Source organism: Rhodomicrobium lacus (assembly GCF_003992725.1).
Taxonomy (GTDB): domain Bacteria; phylum Pseudomonadota; class Alphaproteobacteria; order Rhizobiales; family Rhodomicrobiaceae; genus Rhodomicrobium; species Rhodomicrobium lacus.
Window position 1 is genome coordinate 25,075 of record NZ_RZNF01000004.1, and the last position, 19,457, is coordinate 44,531.

At 61.5% G+C, this 19,457-nt stretch carries 19 protein-coding genes; 9 read left to right on the top strand and 10 right to left on the bottom strand.

Features of this window, described 5'->3' with window-relative positions; translation table 11 throughout:
• Positions 1-924 carry a sulfate ABC transporter permease subunit CysW gene (gene cysW / locus EK416_RS06455; RefSeq protein WP_127076691.1) on the top strand — a complete coding sequence of 308 codons (924 nt, stop codon included), beginning with the start codon at positions 1-3 and terminating at the stop codon, positions 922-924.
• Positions 921-1,997 carry a sulfate/molybdate ABC transporter ATP-binding protein gene (locus tag EK416_RS06460; RefSeq protein WP_127076692.1) on the top strand — a complete coding sequence of 359 codons (1,077 nt, stop codon included), beginning with the start codon at positions 921-923 and terminating at the stop codon, positions 1,995-1,997. Before cysW ends, EK416_RS06460 begins: the two co-directional genes overlap by 4 nt.
• 48 nt (positions 1,998-2,045) lie before the next feature.
• Here EK416_RS06460 and EK416_RS06465 read toward each other — a convergent pair whose 3' ends face one another.
• A complete protein-coding gene (locus tag EK416_RS06465) occupies positions 2,046-3,926 on the bottom strand; it encodes an ABC transporter ATP-binding protein (protein ID WP_127076693.1) in 1,881 nt (626 codons plus the stop codon).
• Between the two features lie 367 nt (positions 3,927-4,293).
• Between EK416_RS06465 and EK416_RS06470 the strand changes: the two genes are divergently transcribed.
• Positions 4,294-5,109 carry a hypothetical protein gene (locus EK416_RS06470; protein WP_127076694.1) on the top strand — a complete coding sequence of 272 codons (816 nt, stop codon included), beginning with the start codon at positions 4,294-4,296 and terminating at the stop codon, positions 5,107-5,109.
• A 38-nt stretch (positions 5,110-5,147) separates the two neighbouring features.
• On the top strand, positions 5,148-6,677 hold the full coding sequence (locus EK416_RS06475; RefSeq protein ID WP_127076695.1) for a substrate-binding domain-containing protein: 1,530 nt from the start codon (positions 5,148-5,150) through the stop codon (positions 6,675-6,677).
• Between the two features lie 295 nt (positions 6,678-6,972).
• Here EK416_RS06475 and EK416_RS18165 read toward each other — a convergent pair whose 3' ends face one another.
• A complete protein-coding gene (locus tag EK416_RS18165; protein WP_342634625.1) occupies positions 6,973-7,551 on the bottom strand; it encodes a hypothetical protein in 579 nt (192 codons plus the stop codon).
• On the opposite strand from EK416_RS18165, the gene EK416_RS18170 reads away from it, so the two are divergent.
• Both EK416_RS18170 and EK416_RS06485 read left to right on the top strand, forming a co-directional pair.
• Positions 7,468-7,791: a M48 family metallopeptidase gene (locus tag EK416_RS18170; RefSeq protein WP_342634623.1), complete on the top strand. Its 324-nt coding sequence runs from the start codon at positions 7,468-7,470 to the stop codon at positions 7,789-7,791. The genes EK416_RS18165 and EK416_RS18170 overlap by 84 nt on opposite strands.
• Positions 7,792-7,876: 85 nt before the next feature.
• Complete coding sequence (locus EK416_RS06485) at positions 7,877-8,611, top strand: arginyltransferase (protein ID WP_127076697.1); 735 nt, start codon at positions 7,877-7,879, stop codon at positions 8,609-8,611.
• Positions 8,612-8,761: 150 nt separating this feature from the next.
• Here EK416_RS06485 and EK416_RS06490 read toward each other — a convergent pair whose 3' ends face one another.
• The 8 genes from EK416_RS06490 to cutA form a co-directional block, all read right to left on the bottom strand.
• Positions 8,762-9,226: a hypothetical protein gene (locus tag EK416_RS06490; RefSeq protein WP_127076698.1), complete on the bottom strand. Its 465-nt coding sequence runs from the start codon at positions 9,224-9,226 to the stop codon at positions 8,762-8,764.
• 604 nt (positions 9,227-9,830) lie between these two features.
• Positions 9,831-10,658, bottom strand: a complete 828-nt coding sequence (locus EK416_RS06495; RefSeq protein ID WP_127076699.1) for a MipA/OmpV family protein — start codon at positions 10,656-10,658, stop codon at positions 9,831-9,833.
• Between the two features lie 170 nt (positions 10,659-10,828).
• Positions 10,829-11,644, bottom strand: a complete 816-nt coding sequence (locus tag EK416_RS06500; RefSeq protein WP_164729894.1) for a MipA/OmpV family protein — start codon at positions 11,642-11,644, stop codon at positions 10,829-10,831.
• Positions 11,645-11,777: 133 nt separating this feature from the next.
• Positions 11,778-12,692, bottom strand: a complete 915-nt coding sequence (locus EK416_RS06505) for an alpha/beta hydrolase (protein WP_127076701.1) — start codon at positions 12,690-12,692, stop codon at positions 11,778-11,780.
• Positions 12,693-12,828: 136 nt separating this feature from the next.
• Positions 12,829-13,680 carry a TerC family protein gene (locus tag EK416_RS06510; protein ID WP_127076702.1) on the bottom strand — a complete coding sequence of 284 codons (852 nt, stop codon included), beginning with the start codon at positions 13,678-13,680 and terminating at the stop codon, positions 12,829-12,831.
• A gap of 34 nt (positions 13,681-13,714) precedes the next feature.
• Positions 13,715-14,464 (bottom strand): CDP-alcohol phosphatidyltransferase family protein, encoded by a 750-nt coding sequence (locus EK416_RS06515; protein WP_127076703.1) that lies wholly within the window; start codon positions 14,462-14,464, stop codon positions 13,715-13,717.
• A gap of 20 nt (positions 14,465-14,484) precedes the next feature.
• The gene (locus tag EK416_RS06520) at positions 14,485-14,886 is read right to left on the bottom strand and encodes a hypothetical protein (RefSeq protein WP_127076704.1); all 402 of its coding nucleotides are present in this window, start codon (positions 14,884-14,886) and stop codon (positions 14,485-14,487) included.
• Between the two features lie 173 nt (positions 14,887-15,059).
• A complete protein-coding gene (gene cutA / locus EK416_RS06525; protein WP_127076705.1) occupies positions 15,060-15,395 on the bottom strand; it encodes a divalent-cation tolerance protein CutA in 336 nt (111 codons plus the stop codon).
• A gap of 78 nt (positions 15,396-15,473) precedes the next feature.
• Between cutA and EK416_RS06530 the strand changes: the two genes are divergently transcribed.
• The 3 genes from EK416_RS06530 to EK416_RS06540 all read left to right on the top strand — a co-directional run bounded on the left by EK416_RS06530 (position 15,474) and on the right by EK416_RS06540 (position 19,341).
• Positions 15,474-16,283 carry an NAD kinase gene (locus EK416_RS06530; RefSeq protein ID WP_127076706.1) on the top strand — a complete coding sequence of 270 codons (810 nt, stop codon included), beginning with the start codon at positions 15,474-15,476 and terminating at the stop codon, positions 16,281-16,283.
• An 82-nt stretch (positions 16,284-16,365) separates the two neighbouring features.
• Positions 16,366-18,231 carry a vWA domain-containing protein gene (locus EK416_RS06535; protein ID WP_127076707.1) on the top strand — a complete coding sequence of 622 codons (1,866 nt, stop codon included), beginning with the start codon at positions 16,366-16,368 and terminating at the stop codon, positions 18,229-18,231.
• A gap of 114 nt (positions 18,232-18,345) precedes the next feature.
• A complete protein-coding gene (locus EK416_RS06540) occupies positions 18,346-19,341 on the top strand; it encodes a hypothetical protein (protein WP_127076708.1) in 996 nt (331 codons plus the stop codon).
• Positions 19,342-19,457: the final 116 nt, after the last annotated feature.

Genomic DNA, 19,457 nt, shown 5'->3' on the forward strand with positions numbered 1-19,457 from the left:
ATGACACTCGTTGACGCAACCACCAACCGGGAGGCTGGCTTCGGCGGCGCGGAAGAAAGCTCCGGACGCGCGGAACGAAGCTTCCCGACCCAGGCGCCGAGAGGCGTCAGGGCGAACACGGAGTCGCTTCCGCTCCGCATCCTCCTGACACTCGTCGCGGTCGGATTTCTCACCCTGTTCATCGTGGTGCCCCTGACGGCCGTCTTCGTTCAGGCATTTTCCAAGGGATGGTTCGCCTACTTCTCGGCCCTCACCGACCCGGATGCCATCTCGGCCATCCGCCTTACCATCCTCGTCGCAGCCGCGTCGGTCGCGGTTAACCTCTTCTTCGGTGTCATCGCGGCATGGACGATCACGAAATACCGCTTCCCCGGCAAGACGCTGCTCGTAACACTGATCGACCTGCCCTTCTCGATTTCGCCGGTCGTGTCCGGTCTCGTGTTCGTGCTGCTGTTCGGCCTGCAGGGTTTCTTCGGGCATTGGCTGCAGGATAACGGCATCAAGATCCTGTTCGCGTTCCCCGCGATCCTGCTCGCAACGATCTTCGTGACATTCCCCTTCGTGGCGCGCGAACTGATCCCGCTCATGCAGGAACAGGGCACGAGCGAGGAGGAGGCCGCGCTCTCGCTCGGCGCGACGGGCTTTACAACCTTCCTCCGGGTGACGCTTCCGAATATCAAGTGGGGGCTGCTCTACGGCATTCTCCTTTGCAACGCGCGCGCGATGGGCGAATTCGGTGCGGTGTCGGTCGTCTCGGGCCATATCCGCGGCGAAACCAATACAATGCCGCTGCATATTGAAATCTTGTATAATGAATACCAGCTCACGGCGGCTTTCGCGGTGGCGTCCCTGCTCGCGCTTCTCGCGCTGGTGACGCTGGTGCTGAAAGGCGTGCTGGAAAGCAAACTGGAGCGCAAAAGATGAAGATCGATGTCCGTAACCTCTCGAAGCGCTTCGGAAACTTCGTCGTGCTCAGGAACGTGAATCTCGACATAGCCAGCGGAGAACTTCTCGCGCTTCTGGGCCCATCGGGTTCCGGCAAGACCACCCTCCTGCGCATCATCGCGGGGCTGGAGTGGGCGGATTCGGGAGACGTGCTGTTCGCGGGCGAAAGCGCGGCCAATCTCAACGTGAGAAAGCGTCATGTCGGCTTCGTCTTCCAGCACTACGCCCTGTTCCGCCACATGACCGTCTTCGAGAACGTGGCGTTCGGCCTTCGCGTGCGGCCACGACGCGAGCGGAAGCCTGAACACGAAATCGTGAAGCGTGTTAAAAAGCTGCTGGAATTCGTTCATATCGAGGGACTCGCGGAGCGCTACCCGGATCAGCTTTCCGGCGGCCAGCGTCAGCGCGTGGCGCTGGCCCGCGCGCTGGCGATCGAACCGAACGTGCTGCTGCTCGACGAGCCTTTCGGCGCGCTCGACGCGAAGGTCAGGAAGTCGCTGCGCCGCTGGCTGCGCGATCTGCATCACGAACTGAATGTCACCTCCGTGCTCGTCACGCACGATCAGGAGGAGGCGCTCGAAGTCGCCGACCGCGTTGTCGTGATGGGCAACGGCAAGATAGAGCAGGTCGGCACGCCCGAGGAAATCTACAACGAACCGGCAAATTCCTTCGTGTTCGACTTCATCGGCGAGTCCGTCAAGCTGCCGGTGCGCATCGAAGATGGCGGGGTGTGGATCGGCTCGCGGCGCCTCGCCACGAACGACGAACTTCCGGCCACCGGCCCCGCCCGTCTTTTTGTCCGCCCGCACGACCTCACCTTCGGAGAAGTCTCGGAAGCGCCGCTTCAGGGCGCGGTGCGCTCGGTTCGCCGGGTCGGCGCGCAGTCCTTCGCGGATGTGCGGCTCGATTACGGCGGCGACGATCTTCTGGTGGAGGCGAGCTTGCCGCCGGAAGCGGCTGTCCGCCCCGGCGACCTCGTGGGGCTGACGCCCCGCCGCTATCGCATTTACGAGGACGGAGCGGCAGAGTCGCTGACATCGGCTTCCTTGTAAGCCCGCACGAGCTGCCCGCCGCGCCCTTAACCGGCGCGGCGTCTGCGGCTACTCGGCGGCGTATCGACCCGGCTCTGCGATAGGCTCCGCGGACTCGCGCTCTTCCAGCAGGAAGCCGCCCGACTGCCGCGCCCACAGACCCGCATAAAGGCCTCCGTGCCGGAGCAATTCCTGATGCGTGCCGTCCTCGACGATGCGGCCCTTGTCCATGACGATAAGCCGGTCCATGGCCGAAATCGTCGACAGCCGGTGCGCGATGGCGATCACGGTCTTGCCCTCCATGAGGTTGTAGAGCTGATCCTGGATCGCGGCTTCCACCTCGGAATCGAGCGCCGCCGTCGCCTCGTCGAGGATCAGGATCGGCGCATCCTTCAGCAGCACGCGCGCAATCGCGATGCGCTGGCGCTGACCGCCCGACAGTTTGACGCCGCGCTCGCCCACCTCGGCCTCATAGCCTTTCCGGCCATTGGCGTCCTGAAGTTCGACGATGAAATCATGCGCATGCGCCTTCTTCGCCGCCGCCACGATTTCGTCCATCGTCGCCGATGGCTTTCCGTAGCGGATATTGTCGGCGACCGAGCGGTGCAGGAGCGACGTGTCCTGCGTGACGAGACCGATCTTCGCGCGAAGCGAATCCTGCGTGACCTTCGAGATATCCTGACCGTCGATCAGAATGCGCCCGGACTCAAGGTCGTGGAACCGAAGAAGGATATTGATGAGCGTGGACTTGCCCGCGCCCGAACGGCCGACAAGCCCGACCTTCTCGCCCGGTTTGATGCGGAGCGAGAGGTCTTCGATGAGGCCCTTGCCGCGTCCGTAATGGAACCGCACCTTTTCATAGGCAATCGTGCCCTTGTCGACCGCGAGCGGCTTCGCATCCGGCGCGTCGACGACATTCCACGGCTTGGACAGCGCGCGCATGCCCTCTTCGACCGTGCCGACATTCTCGAAGATCGTCGTGATGACCCACATGATCCACGACGACATGTTGTTGATGCGGATGGCGAGGCCCGTCGTCACCGCGATGGCGCCGAGCGTCACCGCTCCCTCGCTCCAGAGCCAGAGCGAAAGCCCCGTCGTGCCCGCGATCAGGAGCCCGGTCAGCACCCATTGGCACATCTCGAAGAGCGTGATGACACGAAGCTGGGCCTGCAACTTGTGCAGGTGATCCGAGATCGCGTCCTTCGCATAGGCTTCCTCGCTCGCCGTATGGGCGAAGAGCTTCACCGTGAGGATGTTGGCGTAGCTATCCGTGACGCGCCCCATGAGAGTGGAGCGCGCTTCCGACACCGTCACCGCCATGCGAATGAGGCGCGGCACGAAATACCAGACCATGACGCCGAAACCGACGAGCCAAAGCAGCAGCGGAATGACAAGCCGCGCGTCGAGATCGAAGAAGATGACCGCGGCCGATAGCCAGTAGATCGCGACATACCAGAGCGCATCCACCACATCGATGGCGGACTGGCGCAGCGATTGTCCCGTCTGCATGATGCGGTTGGCGATGCGGCCCGCGAAGTCGTTCTGGAAGAACGACAGGCTCTGACGGAGCGTATAGCGATGTTGCCGCCAGCGCACGAGCGCCTGCACGTTCGCGTTGATGCTCTGGTTGATGAGCAGCGAATGGATCGTGAACGCAATCGGACGGATGACGAGCGCCACGATCGCCATGAAGATCAGCGTCCGCCCGTGTTCCTGAAAGAATGCGGCAGGGTTTTCCGCCGCCTTGGCGAAATCGACGATCTGCCCGACGAATGTGAACAGCGCCACTTCGATCAGCGCCGCGACGACACCGGAGACGAGCACCAGGCCGAACACCCACCAGACGCCGCCGATATAGTGCCAATAGAAAGAAAGGAGCTTTTGCGGCGGCCGCGTCAGCGGAACCGTCTTGAATGGGTCAACAAGTTTTTCAAACCAGGAAAACATGGTTTTTGCTCGCGCCAAAAGGTTGAGTTTTGCGCGGCAAAAGCGAAACTTAAGTGTTCGCGGAGGCGCGCGCCCGATCAGAAAATTCTCTCTGTCGCATCGTTTGGAGGTTTTCTTTGTTCTCGCCGTGACAGTCGGGACGCAGCTTGTACCACAGAAAAATGCATTTGGGAAGCCGCGGGCAAGCGAGGGGCAACCTTTGCGGTTATTGACGTGTGCATTCAACTTATTTCGCCGTGCTACGAAATTCGGCACCCGACTTAATTTTTCCCCTGTCGCTACAATGCGTTAAGCTGTCGTCGAATTATCACATAAATATGATCGTATGCAATCGAAGCGTCGTCGAGTTCAAGGTGGGGCCGAACTCATGAATAGCCGCGCCTTCTGGTTTGCCGGCTCGTGTGCGGTCGTGTGCCTAGTCGCCGCGTCGCCGCCCGGCCATTGCGCTCCGGCATGCGAACCAAGTGTCAGCGTTGAGCCCGTCAGCGCGGGGTTGTCGCGGATTTCGATCTCCGCCCCCTGTTTTGCGGGCGGCCACATCTCGCTTCGCTACGATAGCCTTACGCTCGTCCGTGTCCTCGATGAAAACGGCGCGCTTACCGTGCTTTTCGACTGTTATCTCGGCGAAAAGCCTCCGCTCAAGCTGACCTTTCCCGACGGCATGGAAATTCAGGCCCAGCTCAGGACCATCGATCTCGAGCGCGTCACGAAGGTCGCGCTTTTCTGGCGGGGCCGGGTCAACCTCGATCTCCATGCCTTCGAATACGCTGCCGATTTCAACGATGTCGGCCATGTCTGGGCGGGCGCGCCGTCGAGCCGCTGGCAGGCGGAGGAGCGGCACAGACGCGACAAGCTTGGTCACGGCTTCATGACAACTGTTTCGGACGGCACGAGTGAAGGCGACCAGCTTGAGGTCTACACCTTCATTCATGAGCCGAGCCAGGCTTCCGGCGCGGTCACGCTCGCCCTCGATTATGAAAGCCGTGCGCGCATCCCGCAGGAGCCCGACAGTTGCGGCACCGGGCTTTACGCCGATCTCGAATACCGCGTCGCCGTCTGGAGGCCAAACGGAAGCGTGTCGCGCACGCGAGGCTCGTTCGCGCCGCTCCCGTGCGGGCATCCATCCGATCAAACAGCCCGCTACAATTCCAAGGCGCTGCCGCAACTCATTCTCACCCGCTGACACGATAGACCCCGTTCACCCCTTCCCCCGAGGTTTCCATGTTCGTTCGAAACGCTAGCCGCGCCAGCGCATCCCTTCTTGCCCTCGCGGCGTCCCTCGCACCCGTGAAGGCCGAGGATGTCACGCTTACGCTTCGCGGCGGAGGTCTGACCGTGATCGGCGAGCTTGTCGCCTCTGACTCGGCGTCCTTTGTGATCCGGTCCGAAAAATTCGGCATGATGGCGCTCGAAAGCGCGAAATTCGAATGCACCGGCTCGACCTGCCCGAAGCCCCTGATCGCGACGCTCGGCATACACGGTTCGAACACCATCGGCGCGCAGCTCATGCCCAACACCGTGGAACGCTTCGCCGAGGACGAAGGCTTCGTCGCAGAAAAGGTCGTCGGCGCGGACCCCGAGGAAATCGTCTTCAAGCTCTCCGACGCCAGCGGGAAGGATGTCGCCTCCATCGACATCAAGTCGCATGGATCGGGCACCGCGCCGAAAAGCCTGATCGAAGGCAAGGCCCAGATCGGCGCCATGTCGCGGCCGATCAAGGACGACGAGTTGAAGTCCGTCGCCGATGCGGGCATCGCACTCAAGACGCATGTCTTCGCGCTCGACGGCATCGTGGTGTTCGTCTCGCCAAAGAACCCGGTCAAGACCCTGAGCCTTGAACAGATTGCGAAGATCTTTTCCGGCGATATCAAGGACTGGAAGGACGTCGGAGGCAATCCCGGCCCGATCCACGTCTACGCGCGCGACGCGAAGTCCGGCACCTTCGACACCTTCAACAGCCTTGTGCTCTCGCCCCTCAAGCTCAAGCTTTCGGCGGGCGCCAGGCGCTTCGAATCCAGCCACGACCTTTCCGACGAAACGGCACGCGATCCGAACGGCATCGGCTTCTCAGGGTTCGCCTATATCCGTAACGCGAAGCCGCTGTCTGTCGCGTCGAACTGCGGGATCGTCTCCTCGCCGGATGTCTTTTCCGTGAAGACCGAGGAATATCCCCTTTCGCGCCGGCTCTATCTCTACAGCGGCAAGACCGGCCCGCTCGGCGACAAGCTTATCGCCTATGCGTTGTCCGACAAGGCGCAGGACATCATCTCCGAGGCCGGGTTCATCAACCAGCGCATCGACCTTCAGACCTTCGACCAGCAGGCGGGGCGGGTTTGGCCCGCCTTTCTTGTCGCCGAGAAGGAGTTCAGTTTCGCTCTCATGCGCGATCTGACGACCGATGTGAAATCGGGCCGGCGCCTGTCGGTGAACTTCCGCTTTCATAGGAACTCCGCCGTTCTCGACGACAAGGCGATGCAGGACATTCCCCGCCTCGCCCGGTTCTTGAAGACCGAAGCGAACGGCAAGGATCTGCTTCTCCTCGGCTTCACGGACGGCACCGGCGCTTTCGAAACGAACAAGACCCTGTCTCTCAATCGCGCTACGAGCTTCAAGAATGCCCTCGTCGCGGAAGGCGTGCCCGCCAACAAGATCACCGTCAAAGGGTACGGAAGTCTTCTTCCGGTAGGCTGCAATACCTCGGAAGCAGGCCAGAACGCGAACCGCCGTGTCGAGGTCTGGATAAAGGACTGATCTACCTCCGGTTGCAGATACAATTGACGGCAGTCCTGAAAAATATTGGAAAAATGTCGCTTTATCCGCGCTGTTGCAAAAAAGCGCAACCAGGGCTAGGAGAAAGGTGGTAACGTACAGGTGCGCTACAGGGGGAAGATTGCATGTAGCCTACAGCTCCCGTTTTCGATATGGTGGCTGTTTCTTATACAATCTGTGTTCAAAAAAGCGCAGATTGTTCACAAGGCCCATGCTATCGTTTCTGACGAGTCGCCGAGAATTGAAACCGCGTTGAAGCATTGACGAAAGTCTCATGCTAGCAGCATCGATTATTCCTCTTGAGCAAACTCCCGTTCTGCGTGTCCCCGATGTCGGGTGCACCGTGGAACTGAGACGCTCGCCACGCGCGAAACGGTTTTCCCTTAAAGTCAGCCACACCGAGCGTGCCGCGATCCTGACGCTTCCTAATCGGGGATGCGTCGAAGATGCCAGCGCGTTCCTTGCCCGACATGTGGATTGGCTGAAAAGACAGCTCGAACGCCTTCCAGAACCCGTCCCCTTCGCTGACGGCTCCCTCATCCCTTTGCGCGGGCAGATGCATCGCGTCCGCTTCGCCGGTCCCAAGCGCCATTCGCACGTCGTGTGGACCGAGACCCCTGAATACGCCCAATCGCTGCCTTGTTCGATCGACCGCTCCGACTTGACGCGCGACCTCTCCTGTTTTCGCGTCGACCCGCGGATGCCCGCGCTTTTCGTAAGTGGCGATCTGGAGCATGCGCCGCGCCGCCTTCATGACTGGTTCCGGGCCGAAGTGCGCAAGGATCTCGCAGTATGTGTGGAGAAACACGCGCAAACCCTTTCCTGCAACCCCAAACGCCTTGCGATCCGTGATCAAGCAACGCGTTGGGGCTCCTGCTCCACAAGCGGCACACTCTCTTTTTCATGGCGGCTCATCTTTGCGCCGCCATTTGTTTTGGACTACGTCGCGGCGCATGAAGTCGCGCATCTGAGGGAAATGAACCACGGCCCTCGCTTCTGGCGTCTCGTTCGCGACGCGGTCCCTAATTATCATCGAGCCAAGATATGGCTTAAGACGAATGGGACGGAGCTTCATCGGTTCGGTAGCGAAACTTAATTTCCTGTTTATCCTCTTTGCGTCTGGCTTAACGTGATTTTTTTAGGCACAATGGTTTGGCCTCCACGCTAGCCGCCAGATTACCTTGGACCAGAAAAGACGATTCCCCGAGTTTTATGTGACTGCGCCGCAACCCTGCCCCTATCTCCCGGGGCGTATGGAGCGCAAGATCTTCACTCACTTGTCCGCGGATCGTCCCGTAGCCCTTGTCGACAATCTCCTGAAGGGCGGCTTCCGTCGCAGCCAGAACATCGCGTACATGCCCTATTGCGACCACTGCGCGGCCTGTGTGCCTGTGCGCATCGTGGTCAACGAGTTCAAGCCCCATCGCACCCTCGCCAAGATTGCGCGCATCAACGAGGATCTTTGCGCGAGGCGCATCTCCGGCCGGGCCACGCTCGAACAATTTTCCCTTTTTCGCGAGTATATCGAAGTCCGGCATGCGGATGGCGGCATGGCCGACATGACGTTGCTCGACTATTCGATGATGATCCAGGATAGCGCGGTCGAGACCTATCTCACGGAATACCGCCTCAAGCCACGCGATGGCGAGAACAGCGGGCCGTTGATCGCAGCGGTCCTATGCGACCGGCTCAGCGACGGAATTTCGCTCGTCTATTCCTTCTATGACCCGAACCTTTCAAAGCGCGGCCTTGGCAATTACATCATTCTCGAGCAGGTGGAATTCGCCCGAGCGCGCGGGCTGCCTTATGTCTATCTCGGCTACTGGATCGCGGGCTCGCGCAAGATGGCCTACAAGACCCGCTTCACGCCGCAAGAGCACCTGACCCCACTGGGCTGGGTCCGCCGCACCCCGTAAAGCCCATCGGCAAAGAGCGCGTCTCGCAAAAGGCGGCGCGGTCGAGATCCAGAGACGCCGAGCGAGCACCATCATCGCGCCATCGGCACAGCGCGCCGACTGTGTCACGCGCGCGCCGGTCAAACAACGCACCAGCACTGAAATGCCGCCTTACTCGCCCATCCCGGCCTGCATGACCTCCGCCGTCGCAGCGTCGAGTTTCGCCACCATGTGTCGCCACTTCGCCGCCGTGTTGCGAACGACTTCGTCCATCACAAGGCGAAACTCGCGGAGCATCGAACAACGCCCATCCTCCGACGCCGCCTTGTTGGCATCGAAAGACTGCACCTTGAGGAGCAGGGCACGGTTCGCGGCATCAATCGCCATCGTCGTGTCATCCTTCACGAACGGCGTCGCCCGCACGGGATAGACATCGTCGGACCAGTTGTGGTGCGCGCGCAGCGCCTGAAGCTTTGCCTGCACCGTCTTTGCATGGGCATCCTGCAAGCCGGAGATCGCCGCGCCGGCTTCGGCCACCACGGTCTTGAATGCACCGGCATCGCACGCCGCCGCCTGCGCAAAAGCTGGCGTGCCCGCACCCACGAACAAGACGAAAAACGCCCACCTGACCTGCATGCCGATTTCGCTCGCCCCAAGCTTCCGCGGTCTCGTTCGGCCCTGGTCACCCAAAAGGCACCCCCGCCCATGAGGATTTCTCGCGCGTCCTAAACGGGCGAAAACCCAACCATCTGCCCGCTCCGGCGAACTGCCATCCATTTCGGCCGGAAGCGACCCAAGCGTCAGCGCAGCGATGCGCAACACCTCGTTAACAAATGGTAATAGACAGTCCACGGTGCGAAATTGTGGCGGAGACGGCTGGATTTCAGCAAAACGCTCGCTGAGACGACGCGCGCCACCCCACGCGGCAACCGAGGAAATGCCTTGGCGACGGGACGCCCCTCACTACGCTGACGGAATCGAAAAAACGCCAGAGCGGGGCGCGCTGGCGTTGACATATCAGAGGTACGCCGAACCGAGAGCAAATTGCGCTTCGCCACTTACGGCCAAGGCGGCGTCTGGAAAAGTGTGAAGCGGGCTTTCCGGCAAGACGCGCGGCAAAACAAATAGTTGGAGCGTGCTTTCGATTGAACCAAAAGCACGCTCCATATCATCGCTACAGCATCGCGCCGCAAATCGGGTGCGGCTCGGCGCAAATTGCGCCCGATTTGACGCGAGCCGATTAATACGTGAAGTTGAACTTGTAGGCGGCGCCGATACCGGCCTGCCACTGGTCTTCATCGCCACGAAGTTTGACGAGCGGGCTGTCGGCGGCATCGCCTTCAAGACGGTTCCACTCCGCGAAGCCGCGGATCGACCAGCGCTCGTTGACATCATAGCGCGCGCTTGCAGAGACGCCCACGGAGTTCAACCCGCCGCCCGCATTATAGGCATATCCGAGACCGAGGTAGTTGCTCGGCGTCGAGAAGAACTCGGAGTTATAGTCACCGGACACGAATTTCAGGCGCGGCCCGACGGTGAACTGCCATTGCGCAGCGGGGCGGTAGATGAAGTCCGCGATGAGGTTCGCCTCGAAGCCTTCCGCGCCGGTGACGCCCTGCAGAAGTTCCACGCGCGTGCGAATGAACGGAACCGGGTAGTATTCCGCGAAGCCGCCGAGCTGGATCGTGTAGTCGATATCGCGAAGGCCCGTGAGAGCGCGGCGATCGTCGCTGACGTTGCGCTCGTCGATATAATTGCCCGCGAGACCGAAGCGGAAATTGGCCGTCTGATAGAGGGTGAAGCCGAACGCATCGTTGGGAAGGCTCAGCCACTCCTTCTCGCCCGCGCGATAGAAATCGAAGATCGGGCGGAACGTGAAGTCTGAATCCTTCGCGCCGGGGAAAGATGGCTCCACAGCCGCGTATCCGCCGACAGTCACGACCCAGTACGGAGCAGCCGCACCGTCCTTGTATCCGCCGCTCTCACCAAAAAGGTCCGCCGCCTGAGCGCTACCCGCTGCAAAGCCCAGCAACGCGACACAGGCCGCAGCCTGTTTCAATCCCACCATAGCCCACGTCCTTGCCGTTAGACGTTATAATCTGTGCGTAACATGGCTGAGTCATACCGTAATGGCTTGTATTTTCTAAAGGCGAGACGAGCGAAACGCGATGCAAGTTGTAATTTTGCACCGAAATAAGGCACGCGTCCGCGATGCCCGCACGAAAGCAAAAGAATGGCCTACTGGTGGATGTCGAATTTATAGCTGCCGCCGATGCCAACGATAACCTGTTCGCTAGCCCCCTTGAGATCGACGCGCGGACTGTCTGCGGCAGGCCCCATCAACTGGGTGTAGTCGAGAAAGAATTTCGCGCTGAACGTGCTCGTCAGATCGTATTTGCTCGTGAACTCGCCGCCCGATGACAGAAGCCCACCCTCCGCGCGATAGGGCACGTAGGTGTTATGATGCCTGAAAGCGATTTGCGTTGAGAAATAATCCGACGCATAGCGATCATTCACAATCTGCGCGCGAGGTCCGAGCGTAAGCACGAGATCTTCTCTCGGCTGCCAGATGTAGTCCGCGGACAGGTTTGTCGCAAAGCCGAGGTTGCCGTTTATGCCCTGCAGCAATTCCACCCGGGTTCTGATCATATCCAGCGGATAATATTCGAAAAATGCCCCACCCTGAAGGGTGACATCGGCCTTGCCCAGATGCAGATCGATGTCCTGACCGTGCAGTCGGCTCTGCAGCGAAATGTCGGCAGCCGGACCTGCGCGGAAATTGTTGGTTTCGTAGAGGCTGTAGTCGAAGGCGTCGTTGGGAAAGGAAAGCCACTCTTTGTCGCCCGCTTCGCGGATATCGATCTGCGGCTTGAAGCTTCCCCCATAGCGCCGGGAGCCGAGATAGGTCGGCTCGAAAACACCATAGCCGCCAAGCTCCACGATCCAGACCGAGGGCGTGCCTTCGACGGGATGAGGGGCATCGACGGCGCGCGCCGAGCCGACGGCGCAGACCGCGAACACAACCCCCGATACCGCTGCTCTGTAAGAGATCATCATTCAGGCTCCGCACGCGAAGCATAGTTCAAACGGCGGGCTTGCGAAATCCGCCGTCTGAAAGCGCGAACAAATTTAATGTAATAGGAGTTCGTACCAACTCCGCTGCCCGAGCAGGACCCGACCAGTTTCGCTATCCCTGCACGCGATGAAAAAGGAATTCCCTGACTTTCTTGGCGAGTTCTTCCGCGCCGAGGTCATGGAAGTTCTGATCGGTGCCAGGAACCACCGACAAGGTCACGGTCTTGAGCTGCGAAAACTCGCCTTCCGCCGCCTTGATCTCCGGAAGCGCGGGGTCGCCGTCACCGACCGCAATCAGGACCGGCAGCTTGATGCTCGGCAAGAGGTTGGTCGTCTTGAACTTGGGATTGGACGCGTAATAGTTGGCGAAAGCGCTCGCCGTCACCGCCGGATTGGAGCAGGTCAGGAAGCCGGGAACATTGACGAACTGATTGCCGTTCTGGTTCGCCACGAGTTCTTCCGCCTGACCGAGATACTGCCGCAGCGAGCCCTTGAAAATGGCACGATATTCGGCTTCGGCGCTCTCCTCCGTCTGCATCAGCGGAGCCATCAGCACGACGCGTTTCACGCTCTTGTCGAGGCGGTTGATGGCGTAAAGCGCAACCTGATTGGCGCCGCGACCATGCCCCGCAACCGTTATGGAAGCAGCGCCCTTGTCCTTCAACCACTTCACCCAGTCCGCGATTTCGTCGATCGCGTCCTCGTGGTGGTGGGCCTGCTCCAGCGCGCAGTTGAAGTTGCCCTTGCGGTTGTCGAAGCCGAGCCCGAGCGTGATTGCGAGCGTATTGACGCCTTGATCGCGCAGCGCGTCCTGAAGCGTCGCGATGGGCTCCATGCGGTCACTGCCGAGCGAGTTGTGCACGATGAGCACCGCGCCGTCGCTCTTCAGCGACTTGCCGGGCGCGATTTCCAGATTGGCTGTGAGGCCGAGGCCGAGATGCTCGATCGAGACCCGTTCGGCGGCGCAAGGGGCCGCTCCCGCCGCGATCATGAATGCAGCGAAGGCCGTGACAATGAGGCCGCGCATGAATCCCCTTCCCAATGGACAAACCCGCAGCCTGCTGGCTAGCGGGCGTTATGGACGAAATCAGGGCCAAGAGCGCGGTCAAGTCAATGGCGAGGCCGCAGGGTGTGGGGAAAACGTCGGGATATCTTTCAGACGCTTATCGGCGGCGCTGTTTTGACGTGGGTTTTCCTCTTCGGGGCGGCCTGCCGGCGAGGGGCGCCGGCCCGCTTGCGGGTGACGCCGCGACAGAAACGGGGCGCTTCGCTGTCTCTGATTCGGAGCGGCCGCTTGCCGGGACGGAGCGCTCGCGCCGCGCCTTGGCCCATATGTTGAAAGCCTCCACCAACGCCGCAAAGCCCATGGCGAAGTAGATATAGCCTCGCGGAATGTGAACCTCGAAGCCATCGGCGATGAGCGCCACGCCGATGAGGAACAGGAAGGCCAGGCCGAGCATCTTCGTCGTGGGATGCCGCTTGATGAATTCGGCGACCGGGTTCGCCGCCAGAAACATGACGGCGATGGCGATGCACACCGCCGCCACCATCACCTCGATGTGCTGTGCCAGACCGACCGCCATGATGATGGAGTCGAGCGAGAACACCATATCCATTACGGCGATCTGCGCGATGACGGCGGAATAGCTCGCCTTTGCCGTTGCGGCGTTCGCGTGCTCATCCCCCTCGATGGAGGCGTGAATTTCCTGTGTCGCCTTGACGAGCAGGAACAGGCCGCCCCCTATCATGATGAGGTCGCGCCACGAAAATTCGCGACCGGCCGCGGAAAACACCGGATAGGTGAGATGAATGATCCAGGATATCGCAAAGAGCATTGCGATCCGCAGCACGAGCGCGAGGCTGAGGCCGATTGCGCGCGCCCGCCTTGCCTGATCCGGCGGCAAACGCTGCGTGAGGATCGAAAGCACCACGATGTTGTCGATGCCGAGAACGATTTCGAGCGCTGTCAAGGTGACGAGCGCGGCCCAAACGGACGGATCGAGCAGTAATTCCACGGATGATCATCCGCCCAGAAGCGGTCCCTTCAAATCAAGCGCCCGACTGTGCCGTCAGCTCCGGTGCATCGGAAGCAGAAGCGCTGCGCCTTTTTCCGCTGACGCCGACGGCGATGAGATAAACTGCGGCGACCACGAAAACGATCCGTTCTCCGATCGTGCCCGGAAAGCCATGCAGCATCGCCGAGATCGCGGCGGCACTCCATGCCAGCACGACGCCAAGGGTGAGAAGGCGCAGCCGTCGAACGCGCACCGGATGGACCCAGCATAGCGGAATGAAGGTGAAGACGACGCAAAGGGCGATCACGACCGCTGCGACGACCTGATCGAGGCCGAGCACGAAGCAATAAAGGACGACCGCGTTCCAGATTGCCGGGAAGCCGACGAAATAGCCCTCGGCGGTTTTGCTTTCCGTGTCGGAGAAATGATAGAGCGATGAAAGCAGGATGAGCGCGGCCAGAGGCAGGCGCAGGCCCTCGGGCGCGATGGGCGATGTCACCACCATATAGGCGGGAACGGTGACATACGTCAGATAGTCGACGACGTGGTCGAGCTCTTCACCCGAAAAGCGCGGGAGCGTCTTCTTGATGTCGAGCGCCCTCGCGAGAGGGCCGTCTATGCCGTCCACCACCAGCGCGACGCCGAGCCATGCGAACGCGGCTTCCCATTGAGAATCGCTCGCGGCCATGAGCGCGAAAAGACCGAAGACGGCACCGCTCGCGGTGAGAAGATGAACACCGGCGCAGGCCCAGATCTTAAGCGTCGAGACGAAGCGCGAGGTCATCCGATAGCCGGGGGGTGATGTCAGAATTTATGGGTGAAGGTGCCCTTGATCTGCACGTCGTCCTTTTCGAGCGAGCGCTGATCGAATTGCAGCGGTGGCGCCGACAACTCCGACGCAGAACCGCCATTTTTGGGGCCATACAACAGTTCGAGTCCGAAGTCGAGTTTCGGCAGGGTTCCAACCACGCCGATACCGGGTATGGCAACTTCCGTGCCGCCCGACTTTTGCACTTGATCGCTCGGAGCATTGAAGTCTGACTGAGGGATGGCAGGCTTCGCAAGCGGAGACGATGGGATCTGTGCCGCGGCCGGAGGTGCGACCGGCTCGGCTGTAAAGGCTTCTGCCCTTGTCGGCTGCTGGGCCAGCAACAAGGCGATACAACACGCCAGTGCTGCCTCCTTCAACTTTCCTTGCCAGCCCATGCACTTTACTCCCCGCTACACGCTTAAGATGATTGCGAACCTCTATGAATGCAAGTTCGTTGATTCATCCTTTAAGTACCTCTGTTTTCAGAGGTTTTCGGATCTTTAATGCGCAAACGTTGCGAAAAAGCACCAACCTTGCGCGAAGCTTGCCATAATTTCGGCTCAATGAGCTAGCGCGAGGTGGACGTTTGATTGTGGAGCCATTCGAGATAGGATGCAGCGACATCGCTGGGCTCGAAGACAAGGATCGCGGGTACAGAGTAGGGATGCCGCGCGGAAATTTCATGCATGACCCGCGCCTTCATGCTCTTTCTGGTCTTGACGAGCATGACGGCTTCGTTTCCGGTTTCGAGGGCACCCTGCCAACGATAAATTGAAACCATTCCCGGAAGAATATTGACGCAGGCGGCGAGTTGCTCTTCCACCAGCGCACCGCCCAATTTCCGAGCGTCCTCTTCACTTGGAAGCGTGGTATATATGACGATCATTGCAGCATCTTCGGTCATGGCTTCTTCTCGGACGGGTTTACCAATGGACATCGCTTTTCGGCGGGTCGGCTTGCCGGACAACGGGGCCGGGCTCTCATGGCCGAGGTAATCCCCGCCCCGAGCCGCGGCGCCGTCTTCGCGGATAAGGTGCGTCTGGGCTTCGTTGCAAGCCCCGCGCCGGAAGCCCAGGCCGCCTTGAAGCGGCTTGCGAAACGCTACGGCGCTGTCGATCCGTCATCAGCCAGCGTCATCGTGGCGCTCGGCGGGGACGGGCTCATGCTGTCCACGCTGCACCGCTTCATGGGCACCGAGGTGCCGATCTACGGCATGCATCGCGGCTCGGTCGGCTTCCTCATGAACGAGTTCATCGAGGACGACCTGCCCGAGCGCGTGGCCAACGCCAAGCTGTCGATCATCCACCCCCTCAAGATGCAGGCGGAGAACATGGCGGGCGAGACGCTGAACGCGCTCGCGGTGAACGAGGTTCATCTCTTCCGCCAGACCGCGCAGAGCGCGCGGCTGTCGATCTCGGTCGACGGCAAGGAGCGCATCGGCGAACTCGTCGCCGACGGTGTTCTGGTAGCGACGCCAGCCGGAAGCACGGCCTACAATTTTTCGGCGGGCGGCCCGATCCTGCCGCTGAAAGCGAAGCTTCTCGCGCTTACCCCCATCAGCCCGTTCCGGCCGAGGCGCTGGCGCGGCGCGCTCCTCTCGAACAAGGCGCTTGTCAAGATCACGATCCAGGAGGCCGGAAAACGCCCGGTGAGCGCGGTGGCCGACCATGCCGAATTCCGTAATGTTCTCTCCGTGACCATTCGCGAGGAGCGAGCCGTGGGTTTGAAGCTCCTTTTCGATCCCGGCCACGCACTTGAGGAACGCATCCTCGCCGAGCAGTTCCGGTTCTGAAGTTGCCTATTCCGGCAACGGCAAAAGCGCGACGTAACTTTTGTCGGGTAATGATGCGAGATACGCAAAAATGAGGTTTGCGATGCGGACGGGTCTTGCATGTCTCCTTGGCCGCTCGTGCATCGGCGGCTTGGCCCTGCTTCTGGCGACAGGCGGGGCAAGCGCTGAAACGCGCGCTGTGATCGTGCTCGATGCGACCGCGCAGATGAATGCCCATCTCGGTGGGAAGACGAAGATCGACACCGCGCGGAGCAGCATTGGCGGCGCGCTGGCGAAACTCGGACCGAATGTCAGGGCGTCATTGTGGACGTTTGGCGGCAATCCGCAGAAGAAGTGCGAAGACCGCGCCAATGCGCTCCCCGGTGAACAGCAGGAAGCGACGCTTCCGGCGCTGACCAGGGCACTCGCCAGGATCGAGCCGAAAGCAGGGCGCGCGCCTGCGTTCTCCGCGGTGGAGGAAGCGGTAAAGGCACTTGGCGGCGACAAGCCGATTTCCGCCGTGCTGATCGCCGGGACCGGCGACGATTGCGCAACGGATGTGTGTGCTGCGGCTCGCGCGCTTCACGAGACCGCGCCGCAAGTGAAACTCACCGTATTCGGCCTTGGCGCGAACGAGAAGGCGGCGGCTGCCTACACCTGCGCGGCTAAAGCCTTGGGCGGCGCCTTCGCGGCGATCAAGACGTCGGCCGACCTCGACAAGGCGCTGCGTCAAGCCTTTGCCGAGGTGGCGAAGGCTGCGCCCGAAAGCGAGCCTGCCGCGCCCGCGAAAGCCCCCTCCCCCGTCCCTCCCGCGACGGCAACGGCCCTTCCCTCTGCGCCCGGTGCGGACGCCGGGAAGGCCGCCGCAACGCCAGCGGGTGAAGCAGCGCCCTCCCCACCTGCAGCAACGACGGCCGAGGACAAGCCGGCGCCGCCTGCTCCGTCCCAGCCGGAGCCGAACGTCGTTCTTTCCGCCACGCTTGCGCAAGGGTTGCCGCTTCTCGACGCCGGCGTGACCTGGGAAATATTCAAGATCGTGCCGACGCCCACCGGCCAGACGCGCGCATCCGATGCGCCGCTCTGGGTGGGAGGCGGCGGACAGGGGAAGGCAAGGCTTCCCGATGGCCGCTACAAGGTCGCCCTTACCTATGGCCTCGCCACCGCGAGCACGGAGTTATCGGTCGAGGGCTCGAAGGTGGAACGCACGGTGCCGCTCGACGCGGGCACCATCGCGGCCGAGGCCCTGAAATCGCCGGGGGGCGACGCGGCGGCTGGCGCGTTCTTCATCCTCTACAAGCAGGCTGCGAACGGCCGCCGGGATGAAATCGCCCGCTCAAGCACCGCTCCCGCGATCTTTCACGTGAACAGCGGCGATTATGTCCTCACGGCGACGGCGGGGCTTTCGAGACTAGAAACGCCGGTGCGAGTCGAAGGCGGAAAGGTTGCCGTCGTCAGCATGACGCTGAACGTCGGGACGCTCGCGGTAAGGGCATTGGCAGCCCCGGCGGCGGCGACCGCGCTTCCGGCCTGGTATCGCCTCTTTACCGATGGCGCAACCCCGGTTGCGAAAAACGGTGCCCCGCTTCTTCGCTTGTCGGGCGCATCGCCGCGCATTGATCTTCCGGCAGGAACCTATCGCCTCGAAACCGTCTACGGCGCTATAAGAGACGTGCGAACGGTGAGCGTCGCGCCGGGACGGACGACGGTGGAAAACGTCGTTCTCGACGTAGGCGAGGCAAAAATCGCTCTCGTCTCCGGCAAGCAGGACGGCATCTGCGCCGTCTTCGAGGCGGGCAGCGAACGCACCGCCCCGCCCCTGATCCGCGCAGCCGGTGTCGAGCCGCATTTCATTCTGAAGGCGGGACGCTACGACCTTGAATGCCGGACAAAGAACAATCCGGACCTGCCGCGCCGTGCCGAAATCGTCATCGTCGCCGGAGAAATGAAGACGACGAATCTGGCGCAGTGACCGCTTTCGCCTCAATTTCATCGAAGGCGGTTTCTAGGCTCTGTCGCGCGGCAGACGCTGCTTGATCCGGGGACGATTTGACATCCGATGACGACCTTCCGGGGGGAAAAAACGATGCGCGCGGCAATGCTGGCGATTCTTGCGCGCGCCTTCGCAATCGCACTTGCCGCGGCGGCGTGCCCGACGATGGGATCAGGCCCAGCCGACGCCGCCCCGAAATCGAGGAGCAGTTCGAACGTCGTCGACGGGGAGGAAATTCCGACCGACGCGGAGGCGGTCATCCCGCCAGACGGCGGACAGGAGGCGGAGCAACCGCATGCGCGGCCCGCGCCGCCGACATCGGGACCGCCCGCTCCAGTCACCTTCACAGCCTATCTGAGCGAAGGCAGCGCGCCCATGGTGGCAGACGTGGTCTGGCGCGTTTTCCAGCAGCGCAACGCCCGCGATGGCACCTACAAGCTCGTAACGAAAATTTACGAGGCCCGCCCGACGCTCGAACTCAAGCCCGGCCGGTATCTGGTCAACGTCGCCTATGGCCGTGCGAACCTCACCCGAAAGATAGACGTCTGGCCGCAGACGCCCGTCAACGAGGATTTCGTCGTCAACGCAGGGGGCCTTCGGCTGATGGCCACGCTGGCGAATGGACCTATCGTGGCCGAGCACCTGCTCAAGCTCGAAATCTATTCCGACGCGCAGGATCAAACGGGCAACCGGCAGCGGCTGTTCAGCGACCTTCGGCCCGGCATCGTCATCCGCCTGAACTCCGGCATTTATCACATCGTCAGCACCTACGGCGATGCAAACTCGGTCGTATCTACGGACATCGTGATCGAGCCGGGCAAGATCGCCGAGGCGAATGTCGATCACGATGCGGGCAAGGTCACGTTGAAGCTCGTGCAGCGCAGGGGCGGCGAGGCCGTCGCCGATACGCGATGGACGATCTACAATGCCAGCGGCGAGGTCATCCGCGAAAGCGCGGGCGCGTTCCCGACGCATGTGCTGGCGGCGGGGGAGTATCGAGTGGCTGCCCAGCATGGCGACCGGCAATATGCCGGGGCCTTCACGATCGCCGCGGGCGATACCAAACTCGTCGAGGTTCTCATGCAGTGACCGCTGCCGCGTCTCGATAGGGCGCGCGCGGACCGGAACCGAGAGAGAACCAAAGGCATACTTAGCAAACCCCATGAAGCGCGCGGATGGTGGCGGCCCATCAATGACAGTTCTTT

Coding starts and splice junctions, on each gene's coding strand:
- cysW (WP_127076691.1), top strand. CDS start 1: ATGACACTCGTTGACGCAACCACCAACCGGGAGGCTGGCTTCGGCGGC.
- EK416_RS06460 (WP_127076692.1), top strand. CDS start 921: ATGAAGATCGATGTCCGTAACCTCTCGAAGCGCTTCGGAAACTTCGTC.
- EK416_RS06465 (WP_127076693.1), bottom strand. CDS start 3,926: ATGTTTTCCTGGTTTGAAAAACTTGTTGACCCATTCAAGACGGTTCCG.
- EK416_RS06470 (WP_127076694.1), top strand. CDS start 4,294: ATGAATAGCCGCGCCTTCTGGTTTGCCGGCTCGTGTGCGGTCGTGTGC.
- EK416_RS06475 (WP_127076695.1), top strand. CDS start 5,148: ATGTTCGTTCGAAACGCTAGCCGCGCCAGCGCATCCCTTCTTGCCCTC.
- EK416_RS06490 (WP_127076698.1), bottom strand. CDS start 9,226: ATGCAGGTCAGGTGGGCGTTTTTCGTCTTGTTCGTGGGTGCGGGCACG.
- EK416_RS06495 (WP_127076699.1), bottom strand. CDS start 10,658: ATGGTGGGATTGAAACAGGCTGCGGCCTGTGTCGCGTTGCTGGGCTTT.
- EK416_RS06500 (WP_164729894.1), bottom strand. CDS start 11,644: ATGATCTCTTACAGAGCAGCGGTATCGGGGGTTGTGTTCGCGGTCTGC.
- EK416_RS06505 (WP_127076701.1), bottom strand. CDS start 12,692: ATGCGCGGCCTCATTGTCACGGCCTTCGCTGCATTCATGATCGCGGCG.
- EK416_RS06515 (WP_127076703.1), bottom strand. CDS start 14,464: ATGACCTCGCGCTTCGTCTCGACGCTTAAGATCTGGGCCTGCGCCGGT.
- EK416_RS06520 (WP_127076704.1), bottom strand. CDS start 14,886: ATGGGCTGGCAAGGAAAGTTGAAGGAGGCAGCACTGGCGTGTTGTATC.
- cutA (WP_127076705.1), bottom strand. CDS start 15,395: ATGACCGAAGATGCTGCAATGATCGTCATATATACCACGCTTCCAAGT.
- EK416_RS06530 (WP_127076706.1), top strand. CDS start 15,474: ATGGCCGAGGTAATCCCCGCCCCGAGCCGCGGCGCCGTCTTCGCGGAT.
- EK416_RS06535 (WP_127076707.1), top strand. CDS start 16,366: ATGCGGACGGGTCTTGCATGTCTCCTTGGCCGCTCGTGCATCGGCGGC.
- EK416_RS06540 (WP_127076708.1), top strand. CDS start 18,346: ATGCGCGCGGCAATGCTGGCGATTCTTGCGCGCGCCTTCGCAATCGCA.